Annotated in this window: 16 protein-coding genes; 3 read left to right on the top strand and 13 right to left on the bottom strand. The window is 40.6% G+C overall.

Going from position 1 to position 18239, the window contains the following annotated elements; translation table 11 throughout:
• Nucleotides 1-45: 45 nt before the first annotated feature.
• Nucleotides 46-1248 (top strand): CynX/NimT family MFS transporter, encoded by a 1203-nt coding sequence (locus ACM40_RS17930; RefSeq protein WP_048504169.1) that lies wholly within the window; start codon nt 46-48, stop codon nt 1246-1248.
• Nucleotides 1249-1278: 30 nt separating this feature from the next.
• On the opposite strand, the gene ACM40_RS17925 is transcribed toward ACM40_RS17930, so the two are convergent.
• Together ACM40_RS17925 and ACM40_RS17920 are read right to left on the bottom strand one after the other, a co-directional pair.
• Nucleotides 1279-1986 carry a DUF421 domain-containing protein gene (locus ACM40_RS17925; protein ID WP_048504501.1) on the bottom strand — a complete coding sequence of 236 codons (708 nt, stop codon included), beginning with the start codon at nt 1984-1986 and terminating at the stop codon, nt 1279-1281.
• Between the two features lie 63 nt (nt 1987-2049).
• Complete coding sequence (locus tag ACM40_RS17920; protein WP_048504168.1) at nt 2050-2814, bottom strand: MBL fold metallo-hydrolase; 765 nt, start codon at nt 2812-2814, stop codon at nt 2050-2052.
• A gap of 92 nt (nt 2815-2906) precedes the next feature.
• On the opposite strand from ACM40_RS17920, the gene ACM40_RS20315 reads away from it, so the two are divergent.
• Nucleotides 2907-3260 (top strand): winged helix-turn-helix transcriptional regulator, encoded by a 354-nt coding sequence (locus ACM40_RS20315; RefSeq protein WP_083996900.1) that lies wholly within the window; start codon nt 2907-2909, stop codon nt 3258-3260.
• On the opposite strand, the gene bioA is transcribed toward ACM40_RS20315, so the two are convergent.
• The 5 genes from bioA to ACM40_RS17895 all read right to left on the bottom strand — a co-directional run bounded on the left by bioA (nt 3178) and on the right by ACM40_RS17895 (nt 7973).
• Nucleotides 3178-4488 carry an adenosylmethionine--8-amino-7-oxononanoate transaminase gene (gene bioA, locus ACM40_RS17915; RefSeq protein WP_048504167.1) on the bottom strand — a complete coding sequence of 437 codons (1311 nt, stop codon included), beginning with the start codon at nt 4486-4488 and terminating at the stop codon, nt 3178-3180. The two genes, ACM40_RS20315 and bioA, sit on opposite strands and share 83 nt — an antisense overlap.
• Before the next feature lie 73 nt (nt 4489-4561).
• Nucleotides 4562-5554 carry a biotin synthase BioB gene (gene bioB, locus ACM40_RS17910; protein ID WP_048504166.1) on the bottom strand — a complete coding sequence of 331 codons (993 nt, stop codon included), beginning with the start codon at nt 5552-5554 and terminating at the stop codon, nt 4562-4564.
• A 2-nt stretch (nt 5555-5556) separates the two neighbouring features.
• On the bottom strand, nt 5557-6171 hold the full coding sequence (gene bioD / locus ACM40_RS17905; RefSeq protein WP_048504165.1) for a dethiobiotin synthase: 615 nt from the start codon (nt 6169-6171) through the stop codon (nt 5557-5559).
• Between the two features lie 85 nt (nt 6172-6256).
• Nucleotides 6257-7357, bottom strand: coding sequence for an aminotransferase class I/II-fold pyridoxal phosphate-dependent enzyme (locus ACM40_RS17900; RefSeq protein WP_048504164.1), 1101 nt, complete (start codon nt 7355-7357; stop codon nt 6257-6259).
• Nucleotides 7350-7973 (bottom strand): hypothetical protein, encoded by a 624-nt coding sequence (locus tag ACM40_RS17895; RefSeq protein ID WP_048504163.1) that lies wholly within the window; start codon nt 7971-7973, stop codon nt 7350-7352. The genes ACM40_RS17900 and ACM40_RS17895 overlap by 8 nt, the downstream gene beginning before the upstream one ends.
• 208 nt (nt 7974-8181) lie before the next feature.
• Here ACM40_RS17895 and ACM40_RS17890 point away from each other — a divergent pair, with 208 nt between their 5' ends.
• The gene (locus tag ACM40_RS17890) at nt 8182-9678 is read left to right on the top strand and encodes a PLP-dependent aminotransferase family protein (RefSeq protein ID WP_048504162.1); all 1497 of its coding nucleotides are present in this window, start codon (nt 8182-8184) and stop codon (nt 9676-9678) included.
• 92 nt (nt 9679-9770) lie between these two features.
• Here the strand turns inward: ACM40_RS17890 and ACM40_RS17885 are convergent, their stop codons facing one another.
• The 6 genes from ACM40_RS17885 to ACM40_RS17860 are packed head-to-tail and all read right to left on the bottom strand — an operon-like array spanning nt 9771 to nt 18233.
• The gene (locus ACM40_RS17885) at nt 9771-10952 is read right to left on the bottom strand and encodes a PepSY-associated TM helix domain-containing protein (RefSeq protein ID WP_048504161.1); all 1182 of its coding nucleotides are present in this window, start codon (nt 10950-10952) and stop codon (nt 9771-9773) included.
• 1 nt (nt 10953) lies between these two features.
• On the bottom strand, nt 10954-13392 hold the full coding sequence (locus ACM40_RS17880) for a TonB-dependent receptor (RefSeq protein ID WP_083996899.1): 2439 nt from the start codon (nt 13390-13392) through the stop codon (nt 10954-10956).
• Nucleotides 13379-14767 carry an AMP-binding protein gene (locus ACM40_RS17875; protein ID WP_048504160.1) on the bottom strand — a complete coding sequence of 463 codons (1389 nt, stop codon included), beginning with the start codon at nt 14765-14767 and terminating at the stop codon, nt 13379-13381. The genes ACM40_RS17880 and ACM40_RS17875 overlap by 14 nt, the downstream gene beginning before the upstream one ends.
• A 4-nt stretch (nt 14768-14771) precedes the next feature.
• Nucleotides 14772-15017 (bottom strand): acyl carrier protein, encoded by a 246-nt coding sequence (locus ACM40_RS17870; protein WP_048504159.1) that lies wholly within the window; start codon nt 15015-15017, stop codon nt 14772-14774.
• Nucleotide 15018: 1 nt separating this feature from the next.
• A complete protein-coding gene (locus ACM40_RS17865; protein WP_048504158.1) occupies nt 15019-16422 on the bottom strand; it encodes an MATE family efflux transporter in 1404 nt (467 codons plus the stop codon).
• Complete coding sequence (locus ACM40_RS17860; RefSeq protein ID WP_048504157.1) at nt 16419-18233, bottom strand: IucA/IucC family protein; 1815 nt, start codon at nt 18231-18233, stop codon at nt 16419-16421. The genes ACM40_RS17865 and ACM40_RS17860 overlap by 4 nt, the downstream gene beginning before the upstream one ends.
• Nucleotides 18234-18239 lie beyond the last annotated feature (6 nt).

Raw genomic sequence — 18239 nt, 5'->3', positions numbered from 1 at the left:
TTAAACAAAAGAGCTGAATTAATTTTGCCATAAATAAATTATATAATGAAGAATCAAACAAGAAAAAACGCTTCTTACGTTTTAATGCTGATTAATGTTTTGGTTGTAATCCTGGTTTCCAGCAATCTGAGATCCCCTATTATAGCTGTTTCTCCTGTGTTAGGTGATATACGGGAAGCTTTGAAACTGAGCAGTTTTCAGGTCAGCTTGCTCACTTCTATCCCACTGTTTATGTTTGCTACCTGCTCTGTCCTTGTCAGCAGGTTTTCACATCGGTTCAGTATCAGCAGCTTTCTGATGTATTCCTTAATTATTTTGAGCTTCGGATTATTCCTGAGGATCACAGGATCTCTTTGGATGCTGTTTGCAGGGTCGGTTTTTATCGGTCTGGGAATCTGTATCGGGAATGTGGTAACTCCGGGATATATTAAAAATAATTTTCCCAAGCAGATAGGATTGATGACCGGAATTTTTGCGGTCTCTATGAATCTTACTGCTGCGCTGGCTTCAGGTTTCAGTGTAAGAATTGGAGAATGGACAGGTTTCGGGTGGCGCGGTTCACTTGGAATATGGCTGGTGATTGCCGGACTTGGTTTATTTGTTCTTGTTCTTGAGCTGTTGTTTAATAAGAAGAATAAAAATCAGTCAAAAACAGCATTAAGCGTCTCAGATTTTAATATGTTCAGATCTGCACAGGCCTGGAATATCAGCCTGTTTATGGGGCTGCAGTCGCTGTTTTATTATTGCATGATGGCCTGGCTGCCCTCTTTTTTAACTGATTCTGATATGCAGGTTGAAAGCTCAGGCTGGGTGCTGTTTGTTATTCAGATCACCATGATCCCAATTGCTTTCTCTGCACCAATTATTGCCAGTAAAATGAAGGATCAGCGGGTTCTTATCGTTTTCATCTGTACATTAATGTTGGGAAGTACCATGATGTTTATTGGGCTGCAGACTCAATGGATCTACGTTAATGCTGTAATTATCGGCATCTCTAATGGTCTGTCTTTCAGTTTATCCATTCTTTTCTTTTCAACCAGGACAAAAAACAGTGCCAATGCCGTGAAAATATCCGGAATGGCTCAGTCTGTAGGTTATCTTATTGCTGCGTTCGGTCCGCCGGTTTTTGGAAAACTGCATGATTGGGACATTTCGTGGAAAAGTTCTTTTGGCTTCTTAAGTGTTGCTGTGGTCCTGATGTTCTATTTTGGAATGAAAGCAGCCAGAAATAAATGTGTGGAAGATTAAAATGATAAAGGCTATGTTCAAGCATAGCCTTTATGTTACTCTTTTCCTGTTACTGGCTTCCACCCACTCATCTTTTTTACATTTGGAACAGTTTCCGGCATTTCCTCCGGTTTTTGATTCTGTATGGCCACAGAAAGTGCAGGAATAAAAACCGTCTTTCTGTATATTTTTCAAAGGATTTTTTAGTGAATCAGGCATGATAGGAAGACCCGGCTTCACCTTTTCATCCTCATAGTAAAATACACTGATCTCACCGGAAATCTCTTCAATGGCCATTTCTATCTGTCCCAGCTGTGAAACTCCCTTCAGCCTGAGCTCTGCGAAAAATTCATCGCTGCCCAGGTTTTCCTTTTTAAAATTATCAATGGAAAATTCACCATTCCGGATGAGGCAGATGGAACTTCCTTCCACCAGCTTTTCAAATTTTTTACTTCTACCAATGAAATAAGTGACTATGCTGTATAATAGAATAATGATTATGAAAACAAGGATGGAAGAAATAATTCCCACATCTTTATTAAACATCGGATCTCCAGCAGCAGAACCCAGCCCTATGATCACTACCAGCTCGAAAATAGAAAGCTGCTTCACTCCCCTTTTACCCAAAACCCTGAGTCCTATGATGATAGCAAGAAACATAATGGCAGTACGGAGAATAATTTCTAAAAGAAAGGACCATTCTTCGTGGCCCAGAAATAATTCTTTCCAGTTAAGTTGTAAAAGAAACAGTGGCTTCATAGACATTAATTTTCAAAAAACATCCAAAAAATACGCCATTTAGGAAAGGAATTTGCTTTCTAATCAGTCAAGAGAGCGGCCCTCTCCGTCCTGCAAAATAAAACATCTTTCCTGAAGATTATTTTCATTGATTTTATCCTGAATAAATGAGCGGTTTTCCTTACAATGGCTCACTGCCTCAAGATGAGTCACCCAAACAGAAGCGTCCGGCGTATGCCTGCAAACCTTGACGATATCCGGGCTGGTCATTATTATAGGATCTCCCACTACAAAGGTTGCAGCACCTCCTGCCACTACGATATGTTGAGGCTGATGTCTTTCGATTTCGGCGGCAATACCTTCATACCAGATACTGTCTCCAACGATGTATATACTTTTTTCTTCCGTTTTAAACACAAATCCATTCACTACTCCCATCTTCTCTCCTATTTCTCCGGTTCCATGACGACCTTCCGTTATAGAAATGTTGATGTTTTCCCATGTAACAGCATTTTTAACAGGAATAATATTGGTAAATCCTGATTGTGAAATCTGATCTGCAATACTTTCCGGACATATGAGCGGAATATTTTTATCCAGAAGCTCAATAGCTTTTTCGTCCCAATGATCCGGATGAAGGTGAGTGACAGCCACAGCATCAATTGTTGACAGTTTATCTTTTAATTCCTTTTCACTGAACGGAAGATCAACCAGAGGGTTCTCCGATTCGTCACTCGTCATCGGAAATTTCCCTAAAGAACCTTTTTCTCCAAGCATAGGATCGATTAAAATCTTTTTTCCTCCGATCTGGAGAAGCAATGTGGCATTGCGCCATAATTCTATTTTCATTTTGTATACTTTTGTGCTTGCAAAGCTATGGCTCAATCAAGGCTAAATAATAGACGGTTACCAAAAGGTTAACCATAAATATTTTATAAAGGATGAATTTTGAAGAATTTAAAAACTGCGGGCTCAGAAGAAGTCTGGATATTCTCTCCGGAAAATGGAAGCCATTGATTTTTCAGAATCTTTTTGAAAAAGACGAGGTCCGTTTTATAGAATTGTGGAGAAATATGCCTCGGGTTTCAAAGAAAGTACTTTCGGAACAGCTCAAACAGCTGGAGGAAAACCATATGATCCAACGGATTGAAGTCTACAATTTTCCTCCGGAAGTTTATTACAAGCTTACGGATAAGGCCCGCGAATTGGGACCTATCCTCGATCAGCTGCATCAATGGGGAAATGGGCTGGCTCGCCGAACAGGCTCAGAACTTCAAGAATCGTCTGGTAAATAAAATCCAGTTCTTCTGAAGTAATGCAATACGGCGGAACCAGATAAATGATATTTCCCAGCGGACGTATAATAATTCCTCTTTGCAGAAATTCATCATAGAGAATTTTTCCGGTTTCATTAAAATAAGAGGTATTTTGTTCTGTTTTATACTCAAAAGCGAGAATAGTTCCGGTCTGACGGACATTTCTAACATTGGGATGCTGTTCCAGAACCTTGATAAAATCTGTATGCTGACTACTGATACGATCAATGGAAATTAATGTTTCTTCCTTTAACAAAAGCTCCATACTCGCCAGTGCTGCGGTACAGGCCAGAGGATTTGCAGTAAAAGAATGACCGTGAAACAGGGTTTTATACTTATCGTCCGACAGGAAAGCATTGAAAATCATCTGCGAACAAGTAGTGATTCCCATAGGCATCGTTCCTCCGGTCAGTCCTTTTGAAAAGCACATGATATCCGGTGCTTCGGTAAGATGATCAGCTGCAAACAATTTTCCTGTTCTTCCAAAACCTGTAAAAACTTCATCCTGAATCATCAGTATTTCTTTGTTCCGGCAGAATTTCATGAGTTCGTCAAGATGTTCAGCCTTATACATCAGCATTCCGGCTGCGCCCTGTACCAGCGGCTCATAAATAAAACACACCGTTTCCTCTGCTATATCTTCAATTTCAGCCTTCAGGCGCTCAATATTTTCAGCATTGGGAGTGTCAATAAAAACCACTTCAAAAAGCATACTTCCGAAAGGTTTTGTCCATACACTTCTTCCGCTCACAGACATCGCTCCGAAAGTGTCACCATGATATGCCTCTTTGAAAGCCAAAATTTTTGTTTTTTCTTTTCCGAGATTATAAGCATACTGGATACCCATTTTCAACGCTACTTCCACTGCTGTAGAGCCATTATCCGAATAAAAAACTTTTTTTTGGTTTTCCGGAAGCAGTTCTAAAAGGTTTTCTGAAAGCTGAACAGCCGGTTCATGGGTAAAACCCGCAAAAATAACCTGCTCCAGAGTATTTAGCTGCTGAGATATCCGTTCGGCAATATAAGGATGGGCATGTCCATGTAAAGTTACCCACCATGATGAAACGGCATCAATATATTTTTTTCCTTCATCGTCATACAGGTAAACACCCTTTCCTTTTACAATAGGAATGGCGTCTCCAGCTGTTTTCATTTGCGTGTAAGGATGCCAGTTGACGGCTTTATCTCTCTCTTTTAAATTATACATAGGCCAGTAAATTAGAGATCAGTATTGAAATTGAAGACAAAATATGTGAACTTAAAGCTAAAAAATTCATTATTTATATTTTACAGGTTGATTTTACTTCTGATTTCATTGGTTTTAACCCTAAGGTTTCCAGCATCTGCATGTCTTCGGAAACTCCCGGATTAGGGGTTACCAGTAAGGTTTCCCTTTCTCCTGTAAAAATAGAATTGGCTCCTGCCATGAAGCACCAGGCCTGTTCTGTTTCGTTCATTTCGATGCGGCCTGCACTGAGTCTTACCATTGAGGAAGGCATGACAATTCTGGCTGTAGCAATCATTCTTACCATTTCCCAGGTATCCACTTTTTCATTATCCTGAAGCGGTGTTCCTGCTACCCTTGCCAGTGCATTGATAGGAACAGATTCCGGATGTCTGGACATCGTTGCAAGTGTTAAAAGCATTGAAATTCTGTCTCTGTGTGTTTCTCCCAACCCGATAATTCCTCCTGAGCATACTGTGATTCCGGCTTTTCTTACGTTATTGATCGTATTGATTCTGTTGTCAAAAGTCCGGGTTGAAATAATTTCTTCATAATACTGTTCGGAAGTATCAAGATTATGGTTGTAAGCATAGAGACCTGCTTCCTGAAGACGGACAGCCTGTTCTTCAGTAAGCATTCCAAGGGTACAGCAAACTTCCAGTCCCAGTTCATTGACTCCTTTTACCATATCGATTACCCTGTCGAAATCACGGTTGTCTCGAACTTCACGCCATGCAGCAGCCATACAGAAACGGGATGAACCGCTGTCTTTGGCTTTTTGGGCATGGGCAATAACGGTTTCTGTGGGAAGCAATGCCTGAACTTTAATATTGGTATGATAACGAGCCGCCTGACCGCAGTACGAGCAGTCTTCAGGGCATCCTCCCGTTTTAATCGATAATAATGTTGATATCTGTACTTCTGAAGGGTCATGCCACTCACGGTGAACTGTTGATGCTTTGTAAATCAGTTCAAGAAGAGGCAGATGATAAATTTCTTCTATTTCTTCTTTTGTCCAGTTGTTTCTGATGGTTGTTTTTTTATCCATTATCATAAATTTATTTTTGTTAAATATTCTGCAGCAGCTTTAATGCTGTTTTTTGTAGGTTGATCTATTTCAGGAATACGGATAATCCTGGTTTCTTTCTTTATAAATTCTGTTATCACTCTCTCTGTATCCGGAGGAAAAGTTCCGTTCAGAATGAGGAATTCCAGTTTAATTTCTTTTTGATATAATGCCATGATAGAGAGCAATGTATGATTAATGCACCCTAAATAATTCCGAACCACTAATCCAACGGGAAGTGACAGTTTTTTAATCAGGTCGATCATGAAAACATGGTCAGAAAGAGGGACCATAAGTCCCCCTGCTCCTTCTACAATGAGACTGTTATCTGTTTTGGGAAGCTTAAAATTTTCAATCTTGATTTCAATATTTTCTTCCCCTGCCGACTGGTGTGGAGATGCAGCGAGCTTAAGGCGGTAGATTTCGGGATGACAGATGGTTTTTTCTGTCCAGGATTCTATTTTATGGCTGTCAGTATAATCGAGATCTCCGGATTGTACAGGTTTCCAGTAATCAGCTTTAAAATATTCTACCAAAACAGCTGAGCAGATGGTTTTTCCTACTTCGGTTCCTATACCGGTGATGAATAGTTTGTTCATGTTAAGTTATATGTTTTGTGAAAAAAGCGAATTCGCAAATTTGCAAATCAACCTATTTGCCTTTGCTTCCTTAGCCTTTTCACCTTCAAACAAATCCTCTGATAATCCCCGCCATTTCAACAATTTCCTGCTCAGTATTAAAATTATGCAGGCATATCCTGAGTCTTTCAGTTCCCGTTTTTACCGTTGGGCTGTAGACTGCATAGGTCAGAAATTCTCTGGCAGATAATGCTTCCTGTAAAGCTTTCAGCTGATGATTGTCGGAAATTATTACGGCTTGTATCGGGCTCATTTCTGAAGAAGAGGTTTCTATATTTTGATTTCTGAAGATTTTTATGTTTTGAGAGAGTTTTTCCTGTAATCCGGGGTTTTGGTTTATGAGTTCATAGCCTGTCTTTATACTTAGCCACAGGAAGTCCTGAGCGGATGTTGTATAAATAAACGGCGAGGCAAAATTCACTAAATAGGATTTTACGGTTGCATTGCAAAGAATAGCAGCTCCGTGAGCTCCCAAAGCTTTTCCATAGGTTATTACAGTTGCAAAAACATCATCCTGCAGCTGGTGATTTTCAACCAATCCATATCCGAAAACTCCGAAAGCATGAGCTTCATCCACCACCAGTGCTGCATTGTATTTTCTGGCTAAGGATGCTATTTCCTGAAGCGGAGCAAGATCCCCATCCATAGAATAAAGACTTTCTATAGCTATAAAGCATTGTCCGGACTGTTTTTTCAAGATATTTTCCAGATCATCAGGATCATTATGCCTGAATTTTATTTTTTTTGCGTGGGACATTCGGCAGGCGTCATGAACTGACCGGTGGATCTGTTCATCCACAATAATGGTATCGTGGCGGTCTGGTAATGTAGAAAACAGAGCCAGATTGGCATTGTAGCCGGAGTAGAAAAGCAGGGCTTCAGAATATTGATGCTGTTGGGCAATATAGTTCTCCACTTCGGCCACTATCCTGCTGTTTCCGCTGATCAGCCTGGATCCTGAACTTCCTGAGAGTAACGCAGGATTTTCCTGAACATGGCTCAGCAGTTGCCATTGCAATTCTTCATTTTTAGCCAAACCAAGATAATCGTTGGAATAAAAATCTATGCCTTTTAATTCAGGCTTTAATGTTCTTAGTATTCCGGTTTCTTTTCTCCGGTCAAGAGCTTCCCGGAATTTTTTAAGCATAATCCAATTGTGACACTTCATTTGCTATAGCATTGATCCACTGATTGTTCAGTTCTTTTTCTATAGTCAAAATATTTTCAGCGTGCTTTTGCCATTCCACAGAAAATTCATTGAGCTGGTTAATCATTTCTTCAAGGTGTCCCTCTTCTTCCAGAATAATAGATTTTACCATAATCCTTGAAGATTGCTTAGTCAGAATATCCTGATATACCGGATACAGCTCGTCTGCCCGGACTTCAATGGCATAGGTCACAAAAAGGTAGGCTGCATATTTGAGCTCTTCTTTATTTAAATTAAAGACAGTCTGAAGATACCTGCATGCCTTTATATCCAGGGAATGAAGATATTGTCTGGTGGCAATGGAAGCCAGAAGTTCATCTGCCTCATAGGTTGTGCATATCTCCGGATCTATCTTTCCGATCTGTTTTTTAAGATAGTAAGCATGGCGGTGTTCTTCAGCAGCATGTTTCAGCTGTATCAGCGTAACGGAAACCGGATGCTCGCACCTGGAAATTTTCCTGGCACCGGCATTTTCCATAAACGAGAGGGTATTCAGCCATTTGGCGTGAGTTGCGCTGTCCTGTACAATTTTTTCAAGCAGTTGATGAAATTCCATAGGTTTATCAATTTTGGTTCGAGTTGCGTGATTCGGGTTTCGAGATACGGGATAATATTAATTCGAGTTAATGCTTAAAAGAAGGCTAAAACCTCCAATCTCCGAATCAAATAACGCGTATCTCGAAACCAGTAACCCGCAACTTTAATTTTATTCACTCCAAAATTAGTATATTGCCGGACCATTAAAAGGTGCCAGTTTTAATATTATGGATAGTCCGGTTAAAATTCCTTATGAAAGTTTTATAGAAATTGACAGAAATTCAGAAACATCGATCTATATGCAGATTGCGAATCAACTGATTAATGCTATTCAAAGAGGATTTTTGCCTTATGGCACAAAATTGCCTGGAACCAGAACATTCAGTGAGGTTTTGGATATTCATCGGAATACGGCTGTTGCAGTCTATGATGAATTGTCCGCACAGGGCTGGGTGGAAAGTCTTCCGAACAAAGGAACCTTTATCATCGGAGAACATCAGGAGAAACCTGTGAAAGTGAAAAATTTTGAAAAAAACAATCTTCAGAATTATCCTCAGGTGACAGGATTTCCATTTAAAAGTTCAAATATCTTAGACAATCCTTTTGAGCATTCGGATTGTGAATATATTTTTAATGACGGAGTTCCGGACATCAGACTGACGCAGATCGGCCAGCACTCGAGATTTTATAGCTCAATTCTTAAAAGGAAATCCAACCAGAAAATGCTGGGCCATTACAATCACGACGGCAGTGAGTTTTTTAAAGAACATCTTTCGAGATATCTTAATCTGTCCCGTGGACTGCCTATTTCAAAGAATAACCTTCTTATTACCCGAAGCACTGAAATGAGTATTTATATTGTTTCCGAAATTCTGCTTTCTGAAGGCGATACGGTATTGGTAGGGGCTCTGAGTTATTTTTCTGTCAATATGATTTTTCAGAAAAAAGGAGTGAACATCTTATCAATGCCTATTGATGAAGAAGGAATTATCGTGGACAGTGTCCGGGAAATCTGTAAAAAACAAAAAATCCGGATGCTTTACCTTACTCCACATCACCACTATCCCACTACTGTTGCATTGAGTGCACAGCGAAGGCTTGAGCTGCTGGATCTTGCCCATGAGTACGGTTTTGTAATCCTTGAAGATGATTATGATTACGAATTTCATTATGATAAAAGTCCGATTCTTCCTTTGGCAAGTGCAGATACCAACGGAATGGTGATTTACATTGGCTCTTTCGGCAAATCTCTGGCTCCGGGATTCAGGACGGGTTTTATTGTAGCTCCAGAAAATCTGATGGCTGAAATGCGGAAATACCTCGGAATTATAGACCGGCAGGGTGATATTTTAATGGAGAGGACCTTGGGAGAAATGATTGAAGAAGGCGAAATCCACCGTTATCTGAAAAAATCGCTGAAGGTGTATCAGGAAAGACGGGATTATTTTGCTGAACTTCTTGACAAGCATTTAGAAGGGTTAATTCGGTTTCAAAAGCCATCCGGGGGACTTGCTTTCTGGCTGGAATGGAATGTACCGATTAATCTGATGCAGTTGAGCAGAAACTGTGCAAAGGATAATCTTTTTATTCCGAAGACGCTGCTTTATCAAACCAAAAATCTGACTGCGATGCGGTTGGGTTTCGGAAATTTCAATGCTGATGAAATGGAAAGAAGTATCGGATTTTTCGCGGAAAATGTGAAAAAGCTTATTGATGATAAGTAATCTCTCGCAGATTGAGCAGATCTGGCAAATGTTTGCGTAGTATTCATCTGTGTAATCTGCGGGAGAAAGAATATAACAGTTGAGACTTAAATCTAATGAAAATTGACAGCTTTACTTTTCTTTTTCTTCGGTTTTTTCTTCTTTCTGTTCAGATAAATGATGAATCCGGTGATGGGAAGTGAGGCTGCAATGATACCTGCGAAGAGATACAGGATCCTGCCGGACAGTCCAAAAATGCTTCCCATATGAAGATCATAATTTCTTGCTCTTAATGCAGTACCGTACCCGATATTCTTATCATTATAGAATTGATGTTTTAATATCTTGCCAGAATACTGATCAAAATTAAACTGTTCATTCTGGTATTGCTTATTGCCGAAGGTCACCTCAGCATAATAAGTTCCTTCTTCTGTTTTGGGAAAGCTGATAAGTGCTGATTTTTTATCTGTCAGACTTTTCTCTACTCTGTTTCCAACCAAATCCAGGATATTTTTAGGGTCTGAAAACTTTTTGGCAGGTAGGGTGCTTTTGGCTTTCTGTTCGGTTTTTACTTTTCCGTTCAGCGTTTTTTTAACCCATTTGTCGAAGCCTTCAAAATTCCAGATTAATGCGGAAAATGTGATCAGAAGTAAAGGGACGACTGCATAAAATCCCAGGACATTGTGTATGTCATAATTCACTCTTTTCCATTTTGCGGATGTTTTGATGAGAAACATCCCTTTCAAGGCTTTCTTATTCATCTTGCGGGGAAACCAGATCACCAGTCCGGAAACCAGCATAATTGCCAATATCAAAGTGGAATATCCTGTAATGGTCTTACCTATTTTTTCACCCAGTAAAAGCCGGCGGTGAAGATCCATGACAATCTCAAAAAAATCATTTTTAGCATTTTCAACGTCAAGAACCTTTCCGGTATAAGGATCTACATACACCCTGTAATAATAGATATAAGTGCCCCAGTAAGTGAAAGCTTCGTCATTCATCTTTAATGACCTGAATGCATAGCTTCCGGATGGATCCGAGGATATCTCTACCCTGCTCACTTTCAGACTGTCCGGCAGAGCCTGTTCCGCGTTTAATTTGAGGACAGAAAACGGTAATTTTTCTTTTCTGATGGTTTTAACGAAATATTTCTCCGGGTGTATGGCATGTTTCAGTTCTTTTTCAAAAGCGAGAATACATCCTGTTGCTGCCATTATTACAACTATAAGCCCGGACGTTAGTCCGAGCCATAGATGTAACTGATATGCTGTCTTTCTCAGTGTAGAATTCATATTAAAATTTAAGAGTTACCTCCGCAACAAAGTTACGCGGCATCTGGGCAACTATCACCCCCTGCCCTGCGAAATACTGTACATTCCCTAAATTATTCATTTTAAATCCTAATCTGTATCGTTCTTTTTCAAGAGACACGGAAGCATTTACTAAAGTATAAGCCGGGAAAGTAAATTGCCCGGTAGTGGTATTATCTACAGTAATCTGCTCACCCACACGGTTGACTCCAAAACCTAAACCAAGACCTGAAAGCCCTTTGATTGGCAGAACATAGCTCACCCATGAATTGAATACATTGGCAGGACCTGAAGATGACGGACGGCGGCCTTCCACATTAGCGGCAGCTCTTACAAACTTACTGTCGTTATGAGAATATCCAGCCATAATGTTCAGACCCTGAATCGGGTTCAGAATGGTTTCAATTTCGAAACCTTTACTTCTTTGCTCTCCGTCCTGGATCGTTACATTATAGTTTTTTCCGTCCCGGACAATTGGTTCGATTCTTAACATATTATCGACCAGAATATCATAATATCCAAGCGTGAAATTCACCTTGTTTCTCCAAAGATTTCCTTTGAATCCGACTTCCCACTGATTGGATCTCTGCGGTTTGAAATCTCCACTATAGTCTACAAGCGGCTGTGCAACAGGAATTACATTACTAAAACCATTCATATAGTTGGCATAGGCTGACAAATGGTCTTTAAGAATCTGATAGGATAAACCGAATTTCGGAGACAATGCATTTTGGTTGAATGTTCCTGTGTTAATATTGGTGTTCAGGTCAAGCTGTCCGTTACTTTCATAATGATCAAAACGTAAGCTCAGCAAAGCAATCAACCGGTCTGTAATATAAACTGCATCAGAAACGTAAGCACCATATATATTGCTTGATGAAGTATTCCTCACTAATGCTCCCGAAGAAGTCTGAATTTTCTGCAATGCCAGATCTTTGGAAATATTACCGTATGTTCCCGTTACAGGCGCTACCACTGGTGCTGTAGGATTCTTCCCGTCAATATAATCAAACACAACAATCGGAGAAAGGTTATTATTCTGAGACTGGTTTAAATAATCTAACCCCACGAGCAGTTTATTTTTAATGGTTCCTATATTAAATTCTCCGTTAAAATTCTGCTGGATGCTGGTAGACGCGCCTTCCCCGTTCTGCCACTGTACATTACGCTCCAAAAGGTTATCTGTAGCTCCTCTCATAAACTGATACTGATACAAGCCTTCTGTTTTTCTATAATTTCTCGAGACCAAAGTCTGGGAGCTCCACTGATCTGAAATTTTGTAATTCACCTCAGCTTTAACATTAATGGAAGGCGCCTTCAGGCTCATGTCATTATTGGAATAAGACCTTTTCCAGTCAAATCCGAGTTCATCCGGAGTTCTTGCGATGAATTGCCTGTTTCTTGGTAAAAAGATAATCGGGGTGTTCGTTCCTTCATAGGTATAAATCTGTGCACCAAGGCTGAATTTCAGCCTGTCATCCACCTGATAGCTGAATGTAGGAGCCACAAACATAGATTTTCTGAACTCAGAATCCCTGAATCCATTCTGATACTGATAAGCGGCATTCAAACGGAACAGTGTTTTTCTTGAATCGGTAATAGGTCCGTATATATCGGCAGTCACACGGTTCAGGTTATAGCTTCCCAAAAGATACGAAGCCTCTCCTCCGAAATAATCTTTTGGTTTTTTGGTCGTTACATTGATCAGTCCTCCGAAAGAGTTTACCGCACCGCCATACAAAGTTCCGGAAGGCCCTTTGATGACATCGATACGTTCAATATCCGCAGGATCAATTTCTGAATTGGTTGTTGCAGGAACTCCGTCTACCATAGAAACCCTGGTAGGAAATCCTCTTAAATTATAATAAAAACTTCCGTCTCCTGCTCTTCCTGCACTTCCCTGCATTTTCACAATACCGGGAGCGTTTTTCAGGGCGTCCGAAACATCATAGATAAGCTGCTCTTTCAGAATCTGCCGGTTAATGCTTGTATAGAACTGCGGATTTTCTATATTTTTCAATGGCATTTTTGAGATTGAAATACTGTCTCTGTCCAGAAATTTGTTTCTGCTGAAGGCATACACTGTGATTCCTTCTATGACATTATTTTCCTGGGAGGTATAAATAACCGGAATTTCAAAGACATCTTTTTCAATGCGGATCTGCTCACGCATCAGTTCAATATCATTCAAAACCACCTGAAACGTATATTCTCCCGGTGGCACATTATCAAAGTGATATTCTCCTAAATTATTGGTTTTGGCCTGATAAGGTGTATTCACTAACCTTAAAAGTGCATTCTTTACAGGCGCTTTTTCAGACAGCATGATCTTCCCGTTAACACGTTCGCTCTGCTGGGCAGAAATAAACAGCGGGAAGCTGACAAGTAATAAAAGTAATATAGGGGTTTTAAATTTTTTCATGCTGTAAATTTTGAAGCAGTGGATAGTTGATTTTGCCGTTTTGTGATAATGGGAATGATTCTATATGTTCGGTGCTTACATACTGCGGATTGATGCGCAGTTTATTCTTAATAATTTCCTTAATGACCTGGGGGTCTATCTCTTTGTTGTCATACAGAACAATGATCTTTTTGTCATTGCCATTCAGACAGACCACTGTATTTCCTTCCAGTTCATTTTTAAGGATAAATTCTACCTCATCCAGGTTGAGACGGATCCCGAAAAGCTTCATAATCCTCTTGATTCTTCCTGTAATATAGTACAGTCCGTTATGGCCCCTTCTGGCAGTATCTCCGGTACGAAGAAGCTTAGGCTGTTCATAGGTAGCCAGATCTTCCAGTTTATTGGCATAGCCGCCACTGATGCTGGAATGTAAGAAAAGTAGTTCGTCGGTTTCAGAATCAATTTCAAAGCTTCCGCCGTGTACAGGAGTTCCTATCGAAGTTTCTTCTTCAAGAAGACCGTCTGTGGTAAGGTAAGCCATTCTTCCGCCGGCTTCGGTTTGTCCGTACTGGGCAAAAAACTGTTTTTCAAACTCATGGCAATAGTTGAAAATAGTTTTTCTCAACTCAGCATTGATCACGCCTCCTGTATGAGTCATGTATCTCAGGCTGGCGCTATCTTTTCTGAAGAATCCAATTCTGTTCAGGTTTTCATACAGGTAAGGAACACCGCCAAGCGTGCTGTAGCCATACTCTTCCATTTCGTCCCAGAAAGCTTTCTGCATGATGTCTTTGTCCGTACAAACTATTCTTCCCGCCCGCATACAGTTGGTGGTAAAAATTGAAAAACCGTACACGAAATTAATCGGTACGTTAAGCGGAACTACATCTGTTCCCTGGATCGGCATATACTGAAGGATGCTGATGACGTTCTGATAAAGGTTTTCATCTGAAAGTTTGACCAGTTTCGGAACTCCGGTGGTACCGGAAGTGCTCAGCAGGATCTTGATTTCGGGATGAATAACCACCTCCGGCTGATAATCTTTTTTAGCAAAGATCTTCACCGTTTCCGAGAATTCCTTCAGTTCATATCCCTCAACCTCTTCTCTTGAGGGGTCAAAGATATACTTCGGGCGGTATTCTGCTTCCAGGCGTTCTTTGAATTCAGGATGCAGCTTCTGTCCCAGAACAGCAATGGCATGAGCTGTTCTATAGAAATTGAGAAGGACCTCAACACTGGGCAGCTGGTTGTCATTGTACAAAAAGATCAATCCTTTTTCTACAGGATTGAGGCCTAAAGACCGGTACAGCGTTCCAACGGGCGTGGTGGCACCGCTGGAAGCATCTGTAAACAACAGGTTCCTGTTGGCAATTACATTTTCTAAAATTTTCATATACTTAGTTTTCTACGAGTACATCGTATTTTTTCATTTTTTCGCGGATCTTTCCAACGGTTCCCATTTCAAGGATGTCGTTGAAGTCAAACTTAACCTGGTAGAACTGCTCCAAAGCTTCCACAATAAGCAGATGCGACATGGAATCCCACTCAGGGATTTCCTGATACGTTAAGTTCTCATCTACCAGTTCCTTTTTCACAGCGATTGCTGATGCGATAATTTCGTAAAATTCGTCTGTTGTGTGCATTTTAAATTTTTATAGTTTTCCATTTACCATTTTTGAAGATCATTAAGAATAAAACAGCCAGTACGATTTCCGAAGAAACGATGGCGGTAAATATTCCTTTCAGTTCCCACTGAAGTCTTATACCAAGCAGATACGCCAGAGGAAGCTGAATAACGTAGAACATGATCATGTACAGCAGCGTTACCTGCATAATATTGCCGGCAGCATTAAGTGCACGGCTGATCACCATTGTAAAGCCCAGTAAGAGATAAGCCATAGAGACCACGTGGATGTACTGTACGGCATATCGGGCTACATCGGCTTCCTTAGTGAAGAAAGTCACTACATAACCTGCAGCAAACTGCCAGAATATGGCAACAAGTATCAGGTATGTCATATTGATTCCTCCGGCTCTCCATACTGTTTTTTCTGCGCGGTCCGGATTTCCGGCTCCTAAATTCTGTCCGGTAAGAACACCGGCGGCATTTCCTATTCCCCAGGCAGGCATTGTAGCAACAGAGGCAATTCTCTGGGCAATAATATAGCCTGCCAGTGCCGTAGTTCCGAAGGTGGCAATAATCTTCACCATGATCAGCCAGCTGGAAGCAGGAATAATGTACTGAACCAGCCCGCCAAAAGTAATTTTCAGTATTTTCCTGATTAAAGGCAGGTCAACGTGGAATTTCGTAAGAATATTGACACTTGTCCTGCGGGTAAGAAGAATAAAGAACTGGTATAAAACCGCCATTAATCTGGATAAAATGGTAGCATACGCCAGTCCCATCAATCCGTAAGCAGGAATAAAGCCTAACCCGAAGACCAGAATCACTGCAAAGATCATACTGGAGATATGACAAAGCCAAAGAGACTTCATCGCAAGATCCGCATCTCCGGCACCTCTGAACAATCCATTAATCGAGAGACGTAGAATTACTAGACCGATGCTTAAAAAGACCAGTTTTGAAAATAAAAGACCGTTCTCCACGATTCCTGTATTGAATCCGAGGAAATTGATGATTTCTCCTGCAAAAAGGAATGACAAACCACCAATCAGTAAAGCAAAAGCCGCAGCCAGTAATATGATGTAGTGGGCAGTCCGGCTCATACCTTCCTTGTCTTTTTCTCCTGCTCTCCTGGCCGTCAGTGTTGCAGCAGCGATACCCAAACCAATGGCAATCGCATTGGCAAAATTGATATAGTTATCTGCAATTCCTACAAGGCCCAGGACCTTATCTCCTAATCTTGCAATGATTAAAAGATTGATACTGACAAAAACAGATTCCATCACGAGCTCCATCACCATAGGAATGGCAAGGCTGAAGATAGAACGGTTGATGCTGCCTGAAGTAAGCTCGACTTTTTCCCCCGCCATAGCTCCGTATGCAAATACAGAGCCTTCTTTTACAAGATGCAGAAACTTTCTCATACCGTCGCTACAGAGTTTTTATTCGCAATCTGATACAAAGGATTCGGCAGTGCACCGTCTTTTTTTGGAATAGCAAATGCTTTATTTTCACTGTAGCCGTTGTTTTTCAAACGAAGACTGTTGATGTAGAACCTTTTAAATGTAGGAACATACAGGTCATATTTTTCATACCGCTCATTCAGATGAGGATTATGGTTTTTATAGTTCTCTATACAGTCGTGAACAAGCGTCCAGAAGGTCTCTTCTTGAAAATTAGAATGCGTATGCAGAACATTGGATAAATATCTGAAGAATGCATCAAAAACACCCAGAAGAATAGACAACGGAACATTTTCCTTGTTAGAAGACTGGATCAGTCCGTCTGCCAGATGATCTGGAAGTTTTTCTCGTGCTTCTGTCGTCAGGACAATATCATCTACAAAATCTTTAATGACAATTCTCTGCGGTACTCCGTTTTTTAACACGACCATGATATTTTCTCCATGCGGCGTTACACAAAGAGAATGGGTGTAATAAATGTGAAGCAACGGCGTAAGATAAGCATCCAGATAATCTGTAATCCACTGCTGGATGCTGATTCCGGCCTGTTCTGCAAAAGCCTGAACCAAAGGAACTCCATTCTGATCCACAAAAAGCAGTGAAGCCATGGTGAACATTTCTTCGTCTTCTTTTAAATATTTGCAGGCACTTTCACGCCACAAAGCTCCAAGAAATTCATTATACTGGTAAGGAACTCCCGCAATGGCACTGTATTGGGGATGCAGATAGGCAATAGAAGCTTCTTCTCCTAAAAATATGGTTCCTTTGTTTTCCAGGTAGGCATCATCTTTAATCAGGCCTTTTACCCAGTCTGTAATAGCCGGAGCAATTTTCATCTGTTTGGGTGATAGTCCCCTGATGTTTCCCGTGCTTAAAATAGAAACAGCAGTCTTCAGGTATCTTTTTTCAGGATGATTAATATTGAATAACGTACGGATACTCTGCTGCGGGCTGTAGATATCATTTCCTTCTCCCAGCAGTATTAAAATACCGCCAGCAATATCCCCTGCAAAATGAATCTTCAGTTTATGTTCCCACTGCCATGGATGTACTGGAATTAAATTATAATCCTGAACGGATTTTCCTTCACTGATCAGCTTTTGCTGGAATTTATCAAATAATTCATTCCCCATTTCGGAACGGTAGAATTCTTCCTGGTCAATATGTTCCAGCGACTGGAAAGCAGACCTTTCTTTGTGGGCAGCCAGCCAAAGCACTTTTAAATCCTGTGCTGCTTCGGGAGCAAACGTTTCAAGATCGGTCGGGGAAAATCCTAAACGGCTTTTGTTTACGATTACCCACGGATGCCCGGTCATCTGGTGTTCTACCGTCTGGTAATTGCTGGATGCCAGGTCTTTTGAAGACATCACGCCTCTGGATAAGATTAAGGCATCACAATATAAAGTATACAGCAATTCTTCGGTATATCTTGCTAAAGTATTGGCATCAAGATCAAATACGGTCTGCATTTCAAGGAAGAATTCAGGGATATTCAGAACGACAGACGATACGCCGTCCGTAATTTTCTGAATGCTGTCTTTATCAATATGCCAGTAATCCATCATTCTTTCCTGTCCGCGGAAGCTGTATTCTATATTTTCAATTCCTGTTTCAAGCTTAAAAACAGTAAATCCCTGTTCATCCTGAAGAACTTCAACAGGTTTCAGCCTTTCTTCATGCATCAGCTCTGCAATGGTTTTGGCCATAAGATCCCTGTTGGCCTGGAGCCATATTTCCTGACTGATGGTTGTTTTATTTAAATTGGTGTTCATTGTCTC

The sequence above is a fragment of the Chryseobacterium sp. BLS98 genome (assembly GCF_001045445.1).
Taxonomy (GTDB): Bacteria; Bacteroidota; Bacteroidia; order Flavobacteriales; family Weeksellaceae; genus Chryseobacterium.
The sequence above is the reverse complement of the archived record's forward strand: the minus strand, read 5'-3'. Positions and strand labels throughout refer to the sequence as shown.